We start from the raw sequence: 19,279 nt of genomic DNA, 5'->3' as shown, positions 1-19,279 counted from the left end.
TTTATTATTAAAAAAATTGATATTCACCCCATGAATACAAAGGGTATCTTTTCTCCGGCAGTGATGCCATCCGGTGTCATCCGCATTCTGTAACAAATTACTTCAGTTCCGGACTGTGATGCCTGCTGCAAAAGTGATGAATATTTTTTATCAATGTGCGCTGCGTCCGATACGGCCTCAATCCCTGAATGCAGTACAGCAAAAAACAGAACAGCACGATTTCCCGCTTCAGCAATTGCTTGTAACTCACGTAAGTGTTTTTGTCCACGTAAAGTTACGGTGTCGGGAAAATAACCGTGTCCGTTTTCCAGCAGCGTGACGGATTTCACCTCAACATAGCAGGGCTTTTTCTGCGGATCCGTCAGTAAAAAATCAACCCGGCTGTTTTCACTGCCGTATCTTACTTCCTGTGCCAGCGTCTGGTACCCGGCAAGTTCCGGGATCCGGTTCTGCGCAATCGCCTCAGCTACCACCCGGTTCGCCTGCATCGTATTCACACAAATCAGATGTCCGGCCTGTGTCTGCGTCAGTTCCCAGCTGTGCGGATACTTGCGCTTTGCATTGGCGGATTCGGAATACCAGACGGTATCACCCGGCGTGGCACAGCCTGTCATCGCGCCGGTATTGGCACAATGAATGGTGATGGTGCGCCCGTCCTGCGTGATAATATCCGCCAGAAAACGTTTGTAACGCTGCACCAGTGTGCCCGCCTGTAACGGGGGATGAAATTCCATCGTAACTCCTGTCAATGTGACTGCACTTTTCAGGGGGCGGCAATGCTACAATGTTGTGCGTCGAAAGTTAAGCAGATAATGATGAGGTTTTTGTGACATATTCCCCCGTTTGTAACATTTATCCGGCACTCAGTACGGCACTGAAAAGTGCTCCGCAGGTGTTGTTACAGGCTCCGACCGGCAGCGGGAAATCCACTATTCTGCCGTTGCTGATGCTGAAAGACGCTTCTGTCACCGGACGGATTATCATGCTGGAGCCCCGCCGTATCGCGGCCCGCAGCGTGGCGCACCGGCTGGCATCGCAGCTCGGGGAGCGTCCGGGGGAAACCGTGGGTTACCGGATGCGCGGTGAAACCCGGGTCAGTGCAGCTACCCGGTTTGAGGTTGTTACAGAGGGAATTCTGGTCAGAATGTTACAGCAGGATCCGGAATTATCCGAAGTAAGCATCATTATTCTGGATGAATTCCACGAACGGAATTTACAGGCCGATCTCGCCCTTGCGCTGTTGCTGGATGTCCAGTCCTCACTGCGTGATGATTTGCGTCTGCTGGTGATGTCCGCGACCTTAGATAATGAACAACTACTGTCCCTGCTGCCGCAGGCGGAGGTGATCACGGCGGAGGGGCGCGCTTTCCCGGTGGAGAGGCGGTATCAGCCGCTCAGTGCGCATCAGCCTTTTATCAGTGAGGTAACCCGGGCGGTGTTACAGCTGTATCAGCAGGAGGAAGGCTCTGTGCTGGTGTTTCTGCCGGGACAGGCGGAAATCTGCCGGTTACAGGAACAACTGACCGGTAAAACGGATGCGGATACCCTTATCTGCCCGCTGTACGGCGCACTTTCCCTGAAAGAACAGCAGCAGGCGATTGAACCGCCGCCACCCGGTATGCGCAAAATCGTGCTGGCGACCAATATTGCCGAAACCAGCCTGACGATTGAAGGCGTGACTCTGGTGGTGGACAGCTGTCTGGAGAAAACCGCGCAGTTTGATCCGCGCAGCGGACTGACCCGCCTGGTGCGCAGCCGCATCAGCCGCTCATCGATGACACAGCGTGCCGGTCGCGCCGGACGTCTGGCGCCGGGGATCTGTCTGCATTTGTGCGGACAGGCGGAAGCCGAACGCGCTGCGGCTCACAGTGAGCCTGAAATCTGTCACAGTGATCTCGCCGGGCTGGTGCTGAACCTGGCGCAGTGGGGCTGCCGAGAGGTCTCACAGCTTGCCTGGCTTGATACCCCGCCTGCCGTGGCGGTACAGGTGGCGAAAAAACTACTGACAGAAATGGGTTGTCTTTTGCCTGACGGCGGACTGACCGCCAAAGGTGAGGCAATGGCCGCCTCCGGGACAGAGCCGCGCCTCTCTGCGTTGTGGCTTTATACCCTTAATAAAGAACCGGCACAGATATACTATGCCGCCCGGTTGATTGCCGCGCTGGAAGAGCCTTCCCGTGAGGGTAACGGCAATCTGCTGCATGATCTGACACATCCGTCCGCCCGGTGGGATAAGCGGGCGCACCAGCTGTTGCAGGCCGCCGGTCTGCCGGTCAGAAAACCGTCTCATGATCCGGACAGCGGCTGGCTGTGCCGCACCTTATTACAGGGCTTTCCGGACAGAATCGCCGGTAATCGCGGGCGCTCCGGTGCGTTTCTGCTGGCAAACGGCACCGGCGCGGTTACGGATGAAAGTAGTCCGCTGGGTAATGAGCCCGGACTTATCGCCCCGCTGATCCTGCAAAATGATCAGCAGGCCAATGCACGGATCCTGAAAGCGGTGCCGTTTGAGTTATCACAACTGACAGAAATAGCACCGCACCTGCTGAAAACAGAAAACCGCCTGACCCGTGATGAAAACAAAGGCAGCTGGCAGGCGTGGCAGGCGGTCACCTGCGGGCAGCTGATTATTGAGCGGAAACCGCTGGCGGCACCGTCTGATGAGGTTGTCCGCGATGCGCTGCTCAGTTGGATCCGCGAACAGGGTCTCTCTGTTCTGCCATTCAATGAAGCCTGTGAGCAGTTACTTATCCGCCAGCAGCTGGCAAATGATCTGTTTCCGGAACAGCCGCTGCCGGCGGCGGATAATGATACACTGCTTGCCGGGCTGGGATCCTGGCTGTCGCCGTATCTGACCGGTGTGCGCAATCAGCAGCAGCTGGCAAAGCTGGATTTATACGGCGCGCTGCGTCAGCGGATGGACTGGTCGCAGCAGCAATGGCTTGATGCACAATTCCCGCGTCATTTTGAAGTACCCACCGGCACCCGGATCCCTGTAGAATATGCGGCGGGTAAACCGCCGGTGATGGCAGTCCGCATTCAGGAGATGTATGGTGTGCGTGAAACGCCGGTGGTGGCGCAGGGACGGCTGCCGGTGACGGTCAGCCTGTTATCGCCCGCACACCGCCCGATACAGGTGACCGCCGACCTGAAAGCCTTCTGGGGCGGGAGCTACCGGGAGGTGCAGAAAGAGATGAAAGGGCGCTATCCCAAACATTTCTGGCCGGACGATCCGGCAAATGCACAGCCGACAAAGCGTGTAAAAAAGTTTATGTAAATGCAAAGATAGTCTTTGTTTAACGGATTTTTACTGTGTCTGTTGCCGGAATCGGCGACAATAGCAACTGATGAAATAACCGCCTGTCCCGCCCGGCACATGATTGTGCGGCAGACAGACTGACGGGAGAGACCATGTCTGATTTTGATCGTGAACCCACCGGCCGCAGGGGCAGCAAGGCTTCTGCCGGTAAAAAAAGAGGGCGCTCAGACCGCCGTCGCCGCCGGGATGAGGATTATGACGATGATATTGAATACGATGATGAATTCGGTGATGACGAGCCGGATGATGATGATTATGACGATGAAGAGGAAAGTCCGCGCATGAGTAAAAAAGGGCGCAAAAACAAGCCGCCCAAACGGCGCTGGCGCTGGTTCTGGTTCCTGGTCAAACTCGGCATTGTGATGGCTATCCTGCTGGGGATTTACGGCGTTTATCTGGCCGGAAAAATCAGTGACCGCCTAGACGGTAAAGTCTGGGATCTGCCTGCTGCGGTCTACGGACGTACCGTAAACCTCGAACCGGGCATGGATTACAGCCTGAATGAGATGGTGAAACTGCTTGAAGGTATGCAGTACCGCAAAGTTACCAAAATCACCCGAGCCGGTGAATTTTCCGTGACCGGTAATACTATTCAGATGCTGCGCCGCCCGTTTGATTTCCCGGACAGTAAAGAAGGGCAGATTAACGCCCGGCTGACTTTCGGCAGCAGCGGACTGGAAAAAATTGAAAACGTGGATAACGGCCGTGAATTCGGTTTCTTCCGCCTCGATCCGAAACTGATCACTATGCTGCAATCCGCAAATGGTGAGCAGCGCCTGTTCCTGGCCCGCAGCGGCTTCCCGGATGAGCTGGTCAAAGCCCTGCTGGTGACCGAGGACCGCAATTTCTATGAGCATGACGGTATCAGCATCACCTCCATCGGGCGTGCTCTTCTGGCAAACCTGACGGCGGGACGTGCGGTTCAGGGCGGCAGTACCCTGACACAGCAGCTGGTGAAAAACCTGTTCTTATCCAATGAACGGACACTGGTGCGTAAAGCCAATGAAGCCTATATGGCGCTCATTATGGATTACCGCTACGATAAAGACCGCATTCTGGAACTGTATCTCAACGAAGTGTATCTGGGGCAGAGCGGGGATGAGCAAATCCGCGGCTTCCCGCTGGCGAGCCTCTATTACTTCGGCCGTCCGGTGAATGAACTCAGTCTTGACCAGATAGCACTGCTGGTGGGAATGGTGAAAGGGGCATCGGTCTACAACCCGTGGCGTAACCCGCAAAATGCCCTTGAGCGCCGTAACGTGGTGCTGAAACTTCTGCAAACTCAGGGCGGGGTGATCGACCAGGAAATGTATGATGTCCTGAGCGCACGTCCGCTGGGTGTGAAAGAGAAAAGTGGTGTGATCACGCCGCAGCCTGCATTTATGCAGCTGGTCCGTCAGGAACTGCGCGAGAAGCTCGGCGATAAAGTGGATGATCTGTCTGGCGTGAAAATCTTCACCACACTGGATCCGGTTTCCCAGGATGCGGCTGAAAATGCCGTTGAGGAAGGCGTGAAAGCCATCCGTGCAGAGCGTAAAAAACCGGAGCTGGAAGGGGCGATGGTGGTGGTTGACCGCATCAGCGGCGAAGTCCGCGCGATGGTCGGCGGCTCCCAGCCACAGTTTGCCGGGTTTAACCGCGCTATGGCAGCGGAACGCTCTATCGGCTCGCTGGCAAAACCGATGACTTATCTCACCGCGCTTGGTATTCCGGACACTTATCGTCTGAACACCTGGCTGGACGACCAGCCGCTGACCATTAATGTTCCGGGCGGCGGCGGTACCTGGTCACCACGTAACGACAGCAAAACCTTCAGCGGCCGTGTGATGCTGGTGGATGCGCTGGCGCGCTCTATCAACGTACCGACGGTTAACCTCGGTATGGCGGTTGGTCTGGATGCGGTGGCGGATACCTTTGTCCGTCTCGGTGCGCCGGCGAAAAATATCCAGAAAGTCCCGGCGATGCTGCTCGGTGCGGTAAACCTGACACCATTGCAGGTCTCTCAGCTGTTCCAGACCATCGGCAGCGGCGGTAACCGCGCGACACTGTCCGCACTGCGCTCGGTGATTGCGGAAGACGGCACGGTGATTTATCAGAGCTTCCCGCAGGCACAGCGCGCTGTTGCCCCGCAGGCGGCCTATATGACGCTGTACGGCATGCAGCAGGTGGTGGAACGCGGTACCGCGGCCCGTCGTCTGGGATCTAAATTCGGTAAATACCATCTGGCCGGGAAGACCGGGACCACCAACCTGATGCGCGACAGCTGGTTTGTCGGAATCGACGGCAAAGAAGTCACCGTCTCCTGGATGGGACTGGATGATAACAGCCCGTCCGGCCTGTACGGCGGCTCCGGTGCCCTGGTGCTCTATGGCCGTTATCTGGACAATCAGCCGCCGCTGGCACTGAACCTCACACCGCCGGAAGATATCGCAGAGATGTCGGTCAATGCGGATGGCAATTTTGTCTGCAACGGCGTGGGTGTCACCCGGACATTACCGGTCTGGACAACGGACGCACAGGCACTGTGCGGCCAGCAGGCCCCGGCTCAGCAGCAGGGAGAAGAAGCCCCCGGCTGGCTGAAAGAGATGTTTGAACAGTAATCGTAACCCGCCGCAAGGCGGGTTTTGTTTTATGCAACAGACGCGTTTAAATTTGGGAATTATCACTGATGAAACAAGCTATTGTTTCACATCCTGGTAAAATCGTAGCCAATATACTGGCTGATCTGGGGGTGGGAGTCCGTCAGTTTGCCGCAAATATCGGGGTAACACCGGCAACGGTTTCCCGGTTCTTGTCGGGGAAAACAGCTCTGACACCTGCCCTGGCTATCCGGATAGCAGCAGCATTAGGCAGTAACCCGGCATTCTGGCTGCGCTTACAGGCAAACTATGATTTGCACCGCCTGGAAAAGGAAGTCGATATTTCGGGGATCACGCTGTACGGCGATTCTGAAGAAGATGTATGGCTTAATGAGCTGTCGGATGAACGTACGGAATCACCTGAATTTGAAAAGAAATAATACTGGTCGACCATAAAGTGACCCATAGTGTCGGACGATGAAAAACAGTAAGAAAACACAACAGATGCTGATAATGTCTGATAGTGAATAGTTAATCCTTCACGAAACGGATGAATCAGAATAAAGCCAGTCTGCACCACTGCAATTGCTTCTGTCGGTTGTATTAGTTCAAATTCGGTTTGATACAATTGTGACGTGAATCTAATCTGATGGACTGCTTTGTGCCAGGAGCGGAAGTAGCTAATATTGTTATTTGTGTAAATTTAAAAATCTGTTATGCCATACTTGTTTCTTATAGAGCACGTAGTAAATTATAGATGGTTATTCAATTCACTATTCACTATAAGGGGAGTGTTAGCGTGTCTATCCTTCATCCAACTTTGGAAAACATACTCCGTTTAAAGGTTGCTCCCACTCCTGGTGAACTTCACTTGTTAAACCACCTTACGGAGAACTTGGATGATAGCTACGAAATTTTCTTTAATCCATTTATTGATGGGGATCGCCCTGATTTTATCATTCTTAAAAAACACACGGCAATTTTTATTGTTGAAGTGAAGGACTATAACCTAGTTAATTATAGTGTCGATGCTTTTAATAAATGGCAAGTTAGTTCTGAAAAAGGGGTGTCGAAGATTTCATCACCTCAATCACAAGCTTTCAGGTACAAGTCAAATTTATATAATCTACATTTACCAGTATTAGGTCTGTCTTATCTAAAAAATCGCAATTTTTTTTAACATTGTCCAGCCGTTTGTTTACTTACACAAAGGTAAAAAAGCCAATATAGATTTGTTATATTCTCACGCCCAGAGTGAATTGATGGAGCGATCTAGGTATATTGATGCGCAATACAGGAATAAAGAAATTCCTATAGAAAAATACAATCAACAAGCAGAAAAAATCTCGCAGCTAAAAAGAAAGTTAGCTAGAGATAAGTCCATGGCTTACAGCGCAGATCGAATAAAAGAACTCGTTAATAAAATTAAAAGCTTTAAGCCACATGTCCTGTTTGACGATCGTGTGTATGACGATTTTAAAAGACGCTTGATGCCAAGCGACCATATTTTAAAACAGGGAAAAAAAATCTTCTTAGATAAGCGCCAAAGTAAGTTGGCGGTAAGCGTGTCTGGAAAAGAAAAAATTAAAGGTGTAGCAGGCTGTGGAAAAACTACTATCATTGCAAATCGAGCGGTAAATGCATTTCATCGACATGATGATATTGTATTGATTCTGACTTTCAATATTACACTAAAAAACCTCATTAAAGACCGAATCAGCGATGCTCTTGGTTATCGAGATGATCAACATTTCGCAGTGACAAATTATCATCAGTTTTTCATGTCTCAATTGATTGAGACAGAGCAAGATGTCAGTGAATTAATTGAAAAATACGGATTTGATAAATTATTTAACCGTGATTTATTCAGTGGTTTTTCTGTTAATAAGTATCGGACAATTTTGATTGATGAAATTCAGGACTTTGAAAATGAATGGGTTAAAATTATTCGTGACAATTTCCTCAATCACGAGGGTGAAATGATTCTGTTTGGTGACGAATCACAAAATATTTATGAAAGAAATAGCAAAAGAGCTGCCGTTATCGCACAGGGATTTGGTGAGTGGAAGAAATTAAATCGTTCCTATCGTACAAGCAGTGACTCGTCTTTGAATCGAATTTTTAAAGAATATCAATTGAAGTATCTGGTCGAAAAACATGCAGATATAGATTTATTTGAACAACAAAATATCCAGCCAGGAATGAATTTTGATATTATAAAATATCATTTCTTTCCATCCGACTGGGAAAATAAATGCTTTGAAAAAATTCAAAGTTACATCAAAAATTATAATTTCAATCCAAATGATATTGTTATTCTATCGTCTAATATTTTTCTTGTTCGTCGATTGAATGAAAGGTTGAATAAATTTGAAAATACTACCTGTATGTTTGAAACATATGAAGAACTAATTGAACTCCTACCGGAAAGAAAGGAGTGTTACGATATCAATAAATTAAAATTGCTCACAAAAGATGAACTGCGAGATTTTATTAAGCAACATACTGGTATTAAGTCTGATATTGAGCGGGTAAGAAGGACAAAAAAAAATCATTTTTATCCGAATAGTGGATTAATCAAACTATCCACAATACATAGTTTTAAAGGTCTGGAGTCTAAAACCGTGTTTTATATTATGGATGACAAGGATACTCCTGAGATTATCTATACATCGATCACGCGATCTATTGAGAATCTTATTATCCTAGATAAAAGTAGTGAAGGGAAATATAAAAATTTTTTCAGTGAAATCAATGCGGATTGAAAAATTCTATACAGCTCAGTTGTAAACAGTCAGCTTAACCGGACCATTTACTTTTAAGTATCTTCCGGCAAACCAACTTCCGCTCCTCGCTCATAGCAGGCGTTAAGCATAAGTTGACGGATCATACTCCCACTGTGATTCGTCACTGTAAATCGTACCTTCATCATCCATCACCCAGGCATTAAGGTGCTTTGCAATCTGCAACATCTTTCTGTACAGGTATGTATCTGGCCATTTGGTATAAATATTACCTTCGCTCCAGTCAAGCCATGAATCGTCGTACAACGGGTGACCTGACCACAAGGCGTGGTAATCACCATTGATGATGCATCTTCTTAATTCATTATCGTTATTAATGTAGTTAAGCCATTCATCAGCGGTTATTTGCGCATCCTCATTTTCTGCCCAAAATTCAGCTCTCGTTATGTGAAATTCAATACCCATAGCATCTCCTTAACGCTGGTACAGACTTCACCAGACCAATAATTATTCTCAACCAGCAAACCCCGTCACCATCCCGGACAAAAATTAAACCATAAAAAAACTGCGCCGCATTCGTTGCATTGAACGTTTGCGGCGCAGTTCACAGTTAAAAGCCGGAGAAAATTACTTCTTCTGCTTCGTTTCCTCAGCAGCTTCTTCGGCTTCCACTTCTTCATACCAGCGCGGGTGATGTTTCTTCGCCCAGCGGCGGCTGACTTTACCTTCCACCATGCCTTTGATGGATCCTTTCACCCAGAAGGCCATATACATATGGATCAGGATGGCGTGGATCAGGACGATAGCCGCCGTTGCGTGGATCAGCAGACTCCAGCGGATCATCCACATCGGGAAGTAGTGTGCAAAGTACGGACGCCAGATGATGATCCCGGTGGCAAGCAGGACGAAGATCATGCTCATAATGCTCCAGAACATCATTTTCTGTCCGGCGTTGTATTTACCGACACGCGCCACATGATGCTCATTGCCTTTCAGCACTTCGATAATGTTTTTAATCCAAGGCAGATCTTCTCTGTCCGGGATGTTGTGCTTAACGAAGCGGAAAAACATAAACATCAGCACGACGAAAATCAGCACACCAAAGAACGGGTGCAGAATACGCCCCATTGCCGGCGTCCCGAAAGTTTCCGTCAGCCATTGCAGTGTCGGGAAGAACAGCGCAATACCGGATAAGGAGACCAGGAAAAAGCAGATCACCACTGTCCAGTGACAGGCACGATCAATAAACTTCGTGCGGACGATCATTTTGCTTTTCTTACTCATGGTGAGTTTCCTCCTCTTCCTCATCGTCCGTCTCTTTGTTCGGGCCGATCCCCACATAGTGGAATACCAGTCCGGCAAAGGTAGCGATGAACCCGATAGCTGACAGCGGTTTCAGTACCCCTTTCCAGAGATCAATCGGTGTATCAATCTGCGGATCTTTCGGCAGCCCGTGATAGAGCTCCGGATTATCCGCGTGCTGCAGCACATACATCACGTGTGTGCCGCCGACACCGTCCGGATTGTAGACTCCGGCATTGGCAAAGCCGCGTTTTTTCAGCTTCTGTACGCGCTCGTCCGCCACTTCCAGCATGTCTTTTTTGGTGCCGAAATGGATAGCACCGGTCGGACAGGTTTTCACACAGGCAGGCTCCTGGCCCACGCTGACCCGGTCAACACAGAGTGTGCATTTGTACACCCGGTTATCTTTCGGATTCAGACGCGGAATATTGAACGGGCAACCCGCAATACAGTAGCCGCAGCCGATGCAGTGTTCTGACTGGAAATCAACGATACCGTTGGCATACTGAATAATCGCACCGGCAGACGGACAGGCTTTCAGGCAGCCCGGATCCGAACAGTGCATGCAGCCGTCCTTGCGGATCAGCCACTCCAGTTTGCCGTTCTCTTTGGTCTCGCTGAACCGCATGACAGTCCAGGATTTGGCGCTGAGATCAGTCGGGTTATCATAAACCCCGGTACAGAACCCGACCTCATCACGGATGTCATTCCATTCGGAACAGGCGACCTGACAGGCTTTACAGCCGATACAGGTGGACACATCGATCAGCTTGGCGACTTCAAACTTGTCGTCACGGGCCTGAGGAGGCGGCGTTATGCTGTTGGTCGCAGAACGTTTGATAATGTCTTGAGATTGCATGGACATAATTCCTCCTTACGCCTTCTCGATGTTGACTAAGAACGCTTTGAATTCAGGCGTTTGCGAGTTGGCGTCACCGACTCCCGGCGTCAGTGTGTTGGTGATAAAGCCTTTTTGGGCAGCACCTTCAAAACCCCAGTGGATCGGGAGCCCGACCGTTTCGACCGGTTTACCGTCCACCATCAGTGTCTGAAGGCGCGGTGTCACTACCGCAACCGCGCGGATAAAGCCGCGTTTACTGCTGACTTTTACTTTATCGCCGCTGCGTATCCCTTTGGCTGCGCCCAGGGTTTCACTGATTTCCACAAACTGTTCCGGTTGTGCGATAGCATTGAGCCGCGCATGTTTGGTCCAGGTATGGAAATGCTCGGTCAGGCGATAGGTTGTGCCCACATACGGGAATTCCGTGTGACTGCCCAGACGGTTTTTGTCGTCCTCAAAGATACGGGCGGCCGGGTTGGATATCACCTCCGGATGCAGCGGGTTAGTACCAATCGGCGTTTCAAACGGCTCATAGTGTTCCGGGAACGGTCCTTCCGCCATTTTATCGATGGCAAACAGACGGCCTAAACCTTCCGGCTGCATGATAAACGGCCCGGTACCGGCTTCCGGCGCAGAGGCGTTGAAGTCAGGGATATCGTTACCGACCCACTTCTTGCCGTTCCACTCGATAAGCACGCGGTTTTTATCCCACGGTTTACCCTGCGGATCGGCTGAGGCGCGGTTATAAATAACACGGCGGTTCAGCGGCCATGCCCATGCCCAGCCGAGGGTGTTACCGATGCCGGACGGGTCACTGTTATCCCGTTTCGCCATCTGGTTGCCCTGTTCCGTCCAGCAGCCGGTGTAGATCCAGCAGGAGGACGCAGTTGAACCGTCATCACGCAGCAGCGCAAAGGAGCTGAGCAGCTCGCCTTTTTTGGCCTGTAAATTGCCGTTGGCGTCATACAGATCTTCAAGGGCCACGCCGTTGTTCTCTTTGGCGACTTCATCGGATTCCGGATTGAACGGCTGCTTGTAATCCCAGGACATTTTCATCAGCTGGTCAACACCCTGACCGCCTTCCTGCTGATACAGTTCGCGCATTTTCCACAGAATACCGGCAAGGATCTGACCATCGGTACGGGCTTCCCCCGGGGCATCCGCTGCTTTCCAGTGCCACTGTAACCAGCGGCCGGAGTTGGCAATCGAGCCGTCTTCTTCCGCGAAACAGGTGGACGGCAGACGGAACACTTCGGTCTGAATGGATGCCGGATCCACATCATTCATATCACCGTGGTTCTGCCAGAAACTTGCGGTTTCAGTGCTCAGCGGATCAACGGTTACCAGGTATTTCAGTTTGCTCAGGCAACTGACCACTTTGTTTTTGTCCGGGAAGGACGCGACTGGGTTAAAGCCCTGACAGATATAACCGTTGATTTCGCCTTTGTTCATCATGTCGAAATACTTCAGCACGTCATAAGCCTGATCCCATTTCGGCAGCCAGTCATAGCCCCACTGGTTCTCTTTGGTTGCTTCATCGCCGTAGAAGGATTTCATCAGGCTGACGAAGAACTTCGGATAGTTGCTCCAGTAGTTGACCTGGCCCGGCAGCGTGGCTTTCGGCGTATTGGCTTTCAGATAGCTGTCGATATCAGTCTGTTTCTCAGACGGCAGGGTCAGATAACCCGGCAGACTGGTGGAGAGCAGGCCCAGGTCTGTCAGACCCTGAATGTTGGAGTGACCGCGCAGGGCGTTCACGCCGCCGCCTGCCACACCCATGTTACCGAGCAGCAGCTGGATCATTGCCATGGTACGGATGTTCTGCGCGCCGACGGTATGCTGCGTCCAGCCGAGGGCATACAGGAAGGTTGCCGCACGGTTGGCCGGGCTGGTGGAGGCCAGAATCTCACAGACTTTGAGGAAATCCGCCTGTGGCGTGCCGCAGATTTTTTCCACCATCTCCGGCGTATAACGGCTGACGTGTTCTTTCAGCTTATTCCACACACACTGCGGGTTCTGCAGGGTGTCGTCACGCAGCGCATAGCCATCTTCACCGAACTGGTAATTCCAGGTGGTTTTGTCGTAACGGCGTTTTTCAGCATCGTAGCCGCTGAATAAACCGTCTTTGAATGTGTAATCCTCACGCACCAGTAACGGTGCATTGGTGTAATGGCGCACGTACTCGTCGTGGAATTTTCCGTTTTCCATCAGGTACAGGATCACGCCGGAAAGGAACGTAATGTCGGTCCCGGAACGGATAGGGATGTAGTGATCCGCCACGGAAGCGGTCCGCGTAAAGCGCGGATCGATAACGATCAGTGTGGCATCATTGTTGTTTTTCGCTTCCATCGCCCAGCGGAAACCGACAGGATGTGCTTCCGCAGCATTCCCGCCCATCACCACAACGACGTTGGCGTTTTTGATATCAACCCAGTGGTTGGTCATGGCACCGCGACCAAATGTCGGAGCAAGACTTGCTACCGTTGGTCCGTGTCAGACACGCGCCTGGTTATCGACTGCCAGCATCCCGAGGGAACGGGTAAATTTCTGGGTTAACATCCCGGTTTCGTTGCTGGCGGCAGAGGCGCAGAGCATCCCGGTGGTCAGCCAGCGGTTTACCGTGGTGCCTTCGCTGTTTTTCTCAATGAAGTTGGCATCACGGTCGGCTTTCATCAGACGGGCGATACGCTCAAAAGCGTCATCCCAGCTGATGCGCTGCCATTTATCCGAGCCCGGCGCGCGGTACTGCGGATAACGCAGACGGCTTTCACTGTGAATATAATCAAGCAGACCGGCACCTTTCGGGCATAACGCCCCGCGGTTGACCGGGTGATCAGGGTCGCCCTCGACGTGGAAAATCGCTGATTTGGCATTCATGGCACCATCACCCATGCTGTAAATCAGTAATCCGCATCCGACGGAGCAATAGGTACAGGTGTTACGGGTCTCTTTTGAACGGAGTAATTTGTATTCCCGGACATTAGACATTGCTACTGACGGCATAAAGCCTAAAGCGGCGGCAGTTGTTCCGGCGAGACCGCCGGCACAAACCTTAAAGAACTGTCTGCGGCTGAAATTCATCGCATCCTCTTTTTTATTTATTTGTAAAAAATCGTGAGGAGAATATCAGCAAAGGTTGAATTTATATTGCCTGAAATCAATGAAAGTGAACTTTGATGTTTAATAATTATCAATTGGGGTTTTTAGTGTTTTGTAAATAATCACAAAGTGGTAGAGAAAATTAAGAATATTGATTCAGATCAATTAAAAAAATAAGCGTCCGGAGAAAAAAGAAAAATAAGTCAAATTTCACCGGCGGCACATAATAAGATTATATTTGTTAAAAAACAATTTAAAAATGGCGGATATCCGAATCATCATTTTTAAAATGGGAAGGGGATTGCCCCATCTGTTTTTTAAACATAATTGAGAATGCCCCCGCACTGTTGTAACCCAGCTCATACGCCACTTCGGTAATCGATTTTCCGGACAGAATATGAGACAGCGAGTTCAGAAGACACGCCTGCTGCCGCCATTCTGAAAATGACATCCCGGTCTGGGTGCGGAAAAAACGGCTGAAAGAGCGCTCGCTTTTGTGCAGCTGTTCCGCCCATTCCCCCGGTTGTGAGGTGATAACCGGTTTGCGCATAAACTCACGGCACAGACGACCGAGCTTCTCATCACGCGGGATCGGCGCGAAAAACGGCAGCGGGGGCATACGCGCCAGCTCGCAGAGGATCAGCTGCATAAGCACACCGTCACGCCCCTGAATATCATATTCCGCCGGGCTATCCACCGCCTCCAGCAGCAGCTGGCGCAGCAGCGGGGAGACACTCACAACTTCACAACTGACGGCGTGACGCGGCTTTGCTGCCGGTTCGATATACAGACTGCGCGTGCTGACATTCAGCATCCGGGTTTCATGAGCGACCTGTTCCGGGATCCACACACCACAGGACGGCGGGATCACCCACTCGCCGTCTGCGGTACTGACTTCAATCAGCCCGGTGGCCGGATATAAAAACTGTGCCCGGCGGTGAGCGTGGTATTCCAGCAGGGTATCGGGCAGATAATCGGTGCCGAGCGCAATGACATCCCGCGCGATATTATCCACGCTTTTTAACGGAATATTTCTCATGAGTGCTGTGCTCCGTATCTGACTGAAAGTAAAAACCGGCGGGTGTTATATCAGATCCCGCCACCGCAAAACAGGGCTTTTGTGACAATAACAGACGCGGATGCCACATCTGTATTATTACGGTAACAAACATAAAACGTTCAGTTAACAGTAACCGGAAACAGGCCGGAATTCAAATGTCGTTGTCTGATTTGCGCATGGCGGCAATATATTAATCCATTACTATTTTGCTGCCGCCATTCTGTTTATACAGATTTTAATTATTTCCGGTTATTAAGCGATTACCGGTGGCGTGAAGTTATTTCCGGTCATTTAAAATTAAATAATATTTATTATTTCCTGATGTTTTAAATACCGCACTTTGTTTCTCACCCGGGGTAAATCCATTATGAGTCATCAATCCGGCCACGATAATGAAAAATCCGGCGCTCCCGGCGAAATAAGCCGCCGCCGCTTTATACAGGTCAGTTCTGTATTATCTGCAGTGCCGTTTCTGGCATCCGAAAGTATTGCATCAGCGCCGGCCGATCCGGCACATATTCCGGTTCATCAGACGGATGACGGCGTGCGCATTGTACCGACCTGCAGTAGTTTTGACTGCGGCGGGAAATGTGATATCCGCGCTCATATCAAAGACGGAAAAGCTATCCGCATCACAACCCGGCCGGATGCGGAACTGAATGAAGAGATGCCGATCATGCGGGCCTGTGTGCGCGGACGCGGCTACCGGAAATTTATTTATCATCCTGATCGCCTGAAATATCCGATGAAGCGGGTCGGTAAGCGCGGTGAGGGACGTTTTGAACGCATCAGCTGGGAAGAAGCCACCAGCCTGATTGCCGCCGAATGGCAGCGCATCAGTGACAAATACGGCCCGGCGTCGCGCTTTGTCAGCCTGAGTACCGGCGTGACCGGCGGGATTTTTTCCGGCGCGAATATGCTGCGCCGCCTGTTTAACCTGACCGGCGGCTTTCTGGAAAACTATCATTCCGTCAGTAACGGCAACACCATGGCGGCCACGCCCTATACCTACGGTACGGCGGCCAGCGGCAGCACACTCGATACCCTGGAAAATACGCCGCTGGTGATCCTGTGGGGACATAATCCGAACGAAACGATTTTCGGGCACAGTAACCACTATTTCCAGAAGATGAAAAAAAACGGCACCAAATTTATTGTCGTTGATCCGCGCTATTCCGATACCGCCTCTTCGCTGGCGGATCAGTGGATCCCGCTGCTGCCGACCACCGACAACGCGATGATGGATGCGATGATGTATGTCATCGTGACAGAAAATCTGCACGATCAGGCATTTATTGATAAATACACCCTGGGTTTCAGTGAAGATCAGATGCCGGAAAGCGTGGCGGATAATGAATCGCTGGTGGCGTATCTGACCGGCCGCAAAGACGGCATGGCCAAAACCCCGGAATGGGCAGAGAAAATCACCAAAGTCCCGGCGGACACTATCCGTCAGCTGGCGCGTGAATATGCCACAACCAAACCGGCGGTGCTGATGCAGGGCTGGGGGCCGCAGCGTCATATCTGCGGTGAGCGCAGTGCGCGCGGGGCCACGCTGCTGGCAACGATTACCGGTAATGTCGGTGTGCGTGGCGGCTGGGCAGCGGGTTACGGCATGGCGCTGAATCCGGAATTGCGTAAAACCATCGCCGGACCGGTGCTGTTTGATAACCCGGTCAAAGCCAAAATCAACATCACCAACCAGGTGCAGGCGTGCGAAGACAAAAACCTGGTGACGCCGGATAACGGACTGAAAAATGCAGACAAACTCGACACCGAAATCAAAATGATTTTCTCGATGGCGGGTAACTACATGACCAACCAGAACACCGATATTCTTCATGCCGCAAGCGTGCTGGAGGATGAATCGAAAGTCGAATTTATCGTCTGCAGTGACCTCTATCTCACTCCGAGTGCGAAATATGCTGACCTGCTGCTGCCGGAAACCAGTTTTCTGGAACGCTGGAATATCGGCGGCACCTGGAGTTACGGCGATTATCTGATCCTGTCTGAAAAAGCCATTGAGCCGGAGTTTGAACGCCGTACTGATTATGACTGGCTGTGCGAAGTGGCAGAGAAACTGGGTGTCCGTGATGCTTTCACCGAAGGCCATGAAACAGATCGCGACTGGATAGAGTTTCTCGTCAATGACGCGGCACAGAAGCGCCCGGAAGATAACATTCCAACCTTTGATGAGCTGCTGGTCAAACGCCGCCATTTATTAACGCATCGTCCGCATACGCAGAATGTCGCGTTTGAGCAGAATATTCAGGATCCGGAAAACAACCCGTTCCCGACCCCGTCCGGCAAAATCGAGATTTTCTCCAAACGCCTGTATGACATGCACAATCCGGAGATCCCGGCGCTGTCTCACTATGTTCCGGCAACAGAAGGACCGGAAGACAGTCTGACCGCGAAATATCCGTTACAGCTGATCACCTGGAAAGGGCGCAACCGCGCGAACTCCACGCAGTTTGCCAACCCGTGGTTACAGGAAGTGCAGCGCCAGGAGTTGTGGATCAACCCGGCGGATGCGGCTGATCGCGGCGTCAGTGACGGTGAGAAAGTGAAAGTGCATAACGATCGCGGTATCACCATGATCCCGGTGAAAATCACACCGCGCATTATGCCGGGCGTGGTGGCATTACAGGCCGGCGCCTGGTGGCAGCCGGACAGCAACGGCATTGATCAGGGTGGATGTGCCAACGTGCTCACCTCGTCACGCAGTACCGCGCTCGCCCACGGCAACGCGCACCAGACACTATTAGTTGAGGTGGAAAAAGCATGAGTAAATTCATTGTTTATCCGGCAGTCAGTGACAAACAGTTAGGTTTCTATATTGATTCCGCCCGCTGCTCCGGCTGCAAGGCGTGTCAGGTGGCGTGCAAGGACAAAAATAATCTTGATGTCGGCCGCCGTTTCCGTCGCGTGTATGAAATGACCGGCGGCGGCTACAGCCGCAATAAAAACGGTGCGCTGATTAATAACGTGTTCGCCTGCACACTCTCCATCTCCTGTAACCACTGCAAAGATCCGATCTGCGTGCGCAACTGCCCGACAACCGCAATGCATAAGCGCGAAGGGGACGGCATTGTGATGGTCAATACCGATAAATGTGTCGGCTGCGGTGCCTGTGCGTGGTCGTGTCCGTACGGCGCACCGCAGATGAATCCGGAAACGAAACAGATGTCGAAATGCGATTTCTGTATTGATCTTCAGCAGAAAGGTGAGCAGCCGGTATGTGTCAGCACCTGTCCCCTCGGGGCGATTCAGTTCGGACCAATTGAGGAACTGCGGGCGAAATACGGCTCACTCGATTACGTGACAGGTTTGCCGGATCCGTCAATCACGCATCCGAATCTGGTGATCAATCCGCATCAGGGCGCAAATTTTGATGACATGAACAGTGAGAGAAAAGAAAAATGAATGAGTGGTCACTTTTAATTTTCACTTACATGATGAATGCGGCGGCGGGGCTGTGCGTTATGAGCGGGGTGTTTGCCGTGCATCTCAGCCGCTGCCTCCCGGCGGACAGTTTCAAACGCTTTATGATGCTGACGATTTTTATTATCTGCACCATTGCGGGGGCTGGCTCGGTCGCATCAATTACCCACCTCGGCGTGCCGCTTAATGCGCCGAATGCCGTTAATAATGTGTTCAGTGCCTGGCTCAGCCGTGAAGTGGTGGTAACGGCCGCGTTTGTCGGTGCGCTCGGTGTCAGTTTTCTCTGGCTGTGGAAGACAGGAAAATTCTCTTTTCTGTTATACGGTGGCGCCATGGCTGTCGGGCTGGCTGATATTTTTTGTATGGCATCGATTTACCGTTACACCTCGATTCTGACCTGGAATGACATCAACACCTATCTGATGTTTTACGGCACAACACTGACACTCGGTGCCGTCCTGTTTGTGCCGGTGGTGATGGTGATCCGGAAAGCCGGACACCGGGCCGGGATTACACTGCCCGCAGACACATTATCATTATCACAGCTGTGGCTGCTGTGGGGAGTGATGGCGGTAAGTCTGATCGGGCGCCTGCTGTATCAGCCGTTTTATGCGCATTACTTGACCCGTACACAGCTGACACACAAATCAATCACATTCCCGCTGTCACCCATTGAAGCGTATGACAGTATTGCCGGGCTGCGGATTGGTGTCTGGGGTGCGGCGGTGATTGGTGTGGCACTCTGCGGTATCTCTCTGGTGCGGGCACAGAAAAAAGCACGCAGCGGTTTACCGGTCTGCGCCGGGTTTATCAGCGGCTGTCTGCTGACCATCGCGGCAGAGTTTATGCTGCGTTATGTGTTCTATTACATTCATATCTGACGGGGGATGT

General features: G+C 51.3%; 14 protein-coding genes. 8 read left to right on the top strand and 6 right to left on the bottom strand.

The genetic code is table 11. From position 1 onward, the window contains the following. Positions 1-23: 23 nt before the first annotated feature. Positions 24-734: a DNA/RNA nuclease SfsA gene (gene sfsA, locus JL661_RS14320; protein ID WP_036408622.1), complete on the bottom strand. Its 711-nt coding sequence runs from the start codon at positions 732-734 to the stop codon at positions 24-26. 92 nt (positions 735-826) lie between these two features. Here sfsA and hrpB point away from each other — a divergent pair, with 92 nt between their 5' ends. The 5 genes from hrpB (at position 827) to JL661_RS14300 (ending at position 8,663) form a co-directional block, all read left to right on the top strand. Next, positions 827-3,277 carry an ATP-dependent helicase HrpB gene (gene hrpB, locus JL661_RS14315; protein ID WP_062773055.1) on the top strand — a complete coding sequence of 817 codons (2,451 nt, stop codon included), beginning with the start codon at positions 827-829 and terminating at the stop codon, positions 3,275-3,277. Positions 3,278-3,411: 134 nt separating this feature from the next. Further along, positions 3,412-5,919 (top strand): bifunctional glycosyl transferase/transpeptidase, encoded by a 2,508-nt coding sequence (gene mrcB, locus JL661_RS14310; protein WP_062773058.1) that lies wholly within the window; start codon positions 3,412-3,414, stop codon positions 5,917-5,919. Positions 5,920-5,987: 68 nt separating this feature from the next. Then, a complete protein-coding gene (locus tag JL661_RS14305) occupies positions 5,988-6,338 on the top strand; it encodes a HigA family addiction module antitoxin (RefSeq protein WP_062773061.1) in 351 nt (116 codons plus the stop codon). Between the two features lie 359 nt (positions 6,339-6,697). Continuing rightward, a complete protein-coding gene (locus JL661_RS18475; RefSeq protein ID WP_247718669.1) occupies positions 6,698-7,078 on the top strand; it encodes a nuclease-related domain-containing protein in 381 nt (126 codons plus the stop codon). A gap of 82 nt (positions 7,079-7,160) precedes the next feature. Further along, complete coding sequence (locus tag JL661_RS14300) at positions 7,161-8,663, top strand: UvrD-helicase domain-containing protein (RefSeq protein ID WP_247718668.1); 1,503 nt, start codon at positions 7,161-7,163, stop codon at positions 8,661-8,663. 102 nt (positions 8,664-8,765) lie between these two features. Here the strand turns inward: JL661_RS14300 and JL661_RS14295 are convergent, their stop codons facing one another. From JL661_RS14295 to JL661_RS14275, 5 genes are all read right to left on the bottom strand, one after another. After that, on the bottom strand, positions 8,766-9,107 hold the full coding sequence (locus JL661_RS14295; RefSeq protein ID WP_062773067.1) for a hypothetical protein: 342 nt from the start codon (positions 9,105-9,107) through the stop codon (positions 8,766-8,768). Between the two features lie 162 nt (positions 9,108-9,269). Beyond that, positions 9,270-9,926 carry a formate dehydrogenase-N subunit gamma gene (fdnI, locus tag JL661_RS14290; protein WP_062773070.1) on the bottom strand — a complete coding sequence of 219 codons (657 nt, stop codon included), beginning with the start codon at positions 9,924-9,926 and terminating at the stop codon, positions 9,270-9,272. Next, positions 9,919-10,809, bottom strand: coding sequence for a formate dehydrogenase subunit beta (gene fdxH / locus JL661_RS14285; RefSeq protein WP_004235986.1), 891 nt, complete (start codon positions 10,807-10,809; stop codon positions 9,919-9,921). The genes fdnI and fdxH overlap by 8 nt, the downstream gene beginning before the upstream one ends. 9 nt (positions 10,810-10,818) lie before the next feature. Continuing rightward, positions 10,819-13,866: a formate dehydrogenase-N subunit alpha gene (gene fdnG, locus JL661_RS14280; RefSeq protein WP_139144829.1), complete on the bottom strand. Its 3,048-nt coding sequence runs from the start codon at positions 13,864-13,866 to the stop codon at positions 10,819-10,821. A 271-nt stretch (positions 13,867-14,137) separates the two neighbouring features. Next, a complete protein-coding gene (locus JL661_RS14275) occupies positions 14,138-14,923 on the bottom strand; it encodes an AraC family transcriptional regulator (RefSeq protein WP_004235983.1) in 786 nt (261 codons plus the stop codon). A 388-nt stretch (positions 14,924-15,311) separates the two neighbouring features. Between JL661_RS14275 and JL661_RS14270 the strand changes: the two genes are divergently transcribed. Genes JL661_RS14270 through JL661_RS14260 form a run of 3 tightly spaced genes read left to right on the top strand, consistent with a single transcriptional unit; the run spans position 15,312 to position 19,269 of the window. Further along, complete coding sequence (locus JL661_RS14270; RefSeq protein ID WP_036413944.1) at positions 15,312-17,732, top strand: DMSO/selenate family reductase complex A subunit; 2,421 nt, start codon at positions 15,312-15,314, stop codon at positions 17,730-17,732. Next, positions 17,729-18,370, top strand: coding sequence for a DMSO/selenate family reductase complex B subunit (locus JL661_RS14265; protein ID WP_004238909.1), 642 nt, complete (start codon positions 17,729-17,731; stop codon positions 18,368-18,370). Before JL661_RS14270 ends, JL661_RS14265 begins: the two co-directional genes overlap by 4 nt. Continuing rightward, on the top strand, positions 18,367-19,269 hold the full coding sequence (locus tag JL661_RS14260; protein ID WP_004235980.1) for a dimethyl sulfoxide reductase anchor subunit family protein: 903 nt from the start codon (positions 18,367-18,369) through the stop codon (positions 19,267-19,269). The genes JL661_RS14265 and JL661_RS14260 overlap by 4 nt, the downstream gene beginning before the upstream one ends. Positions 19,270-19,279: the final 10 nt, after the last annotated feature.

It is taken from the genome of Morganella morganii (assembly GCF_019243775.1).
GTDB classification, from domain to species: domain Bacteria; phylum Pseudomonadota; class Gammaproteobacteria; order Enterobacterales; family Enterobacteriaceae; genus Morganella; species Morganella morganii.
Note: the sequence above shows the minus strand (reverse complement) of the source record. Positions and strands in the feature narration are given on the sequence as shown.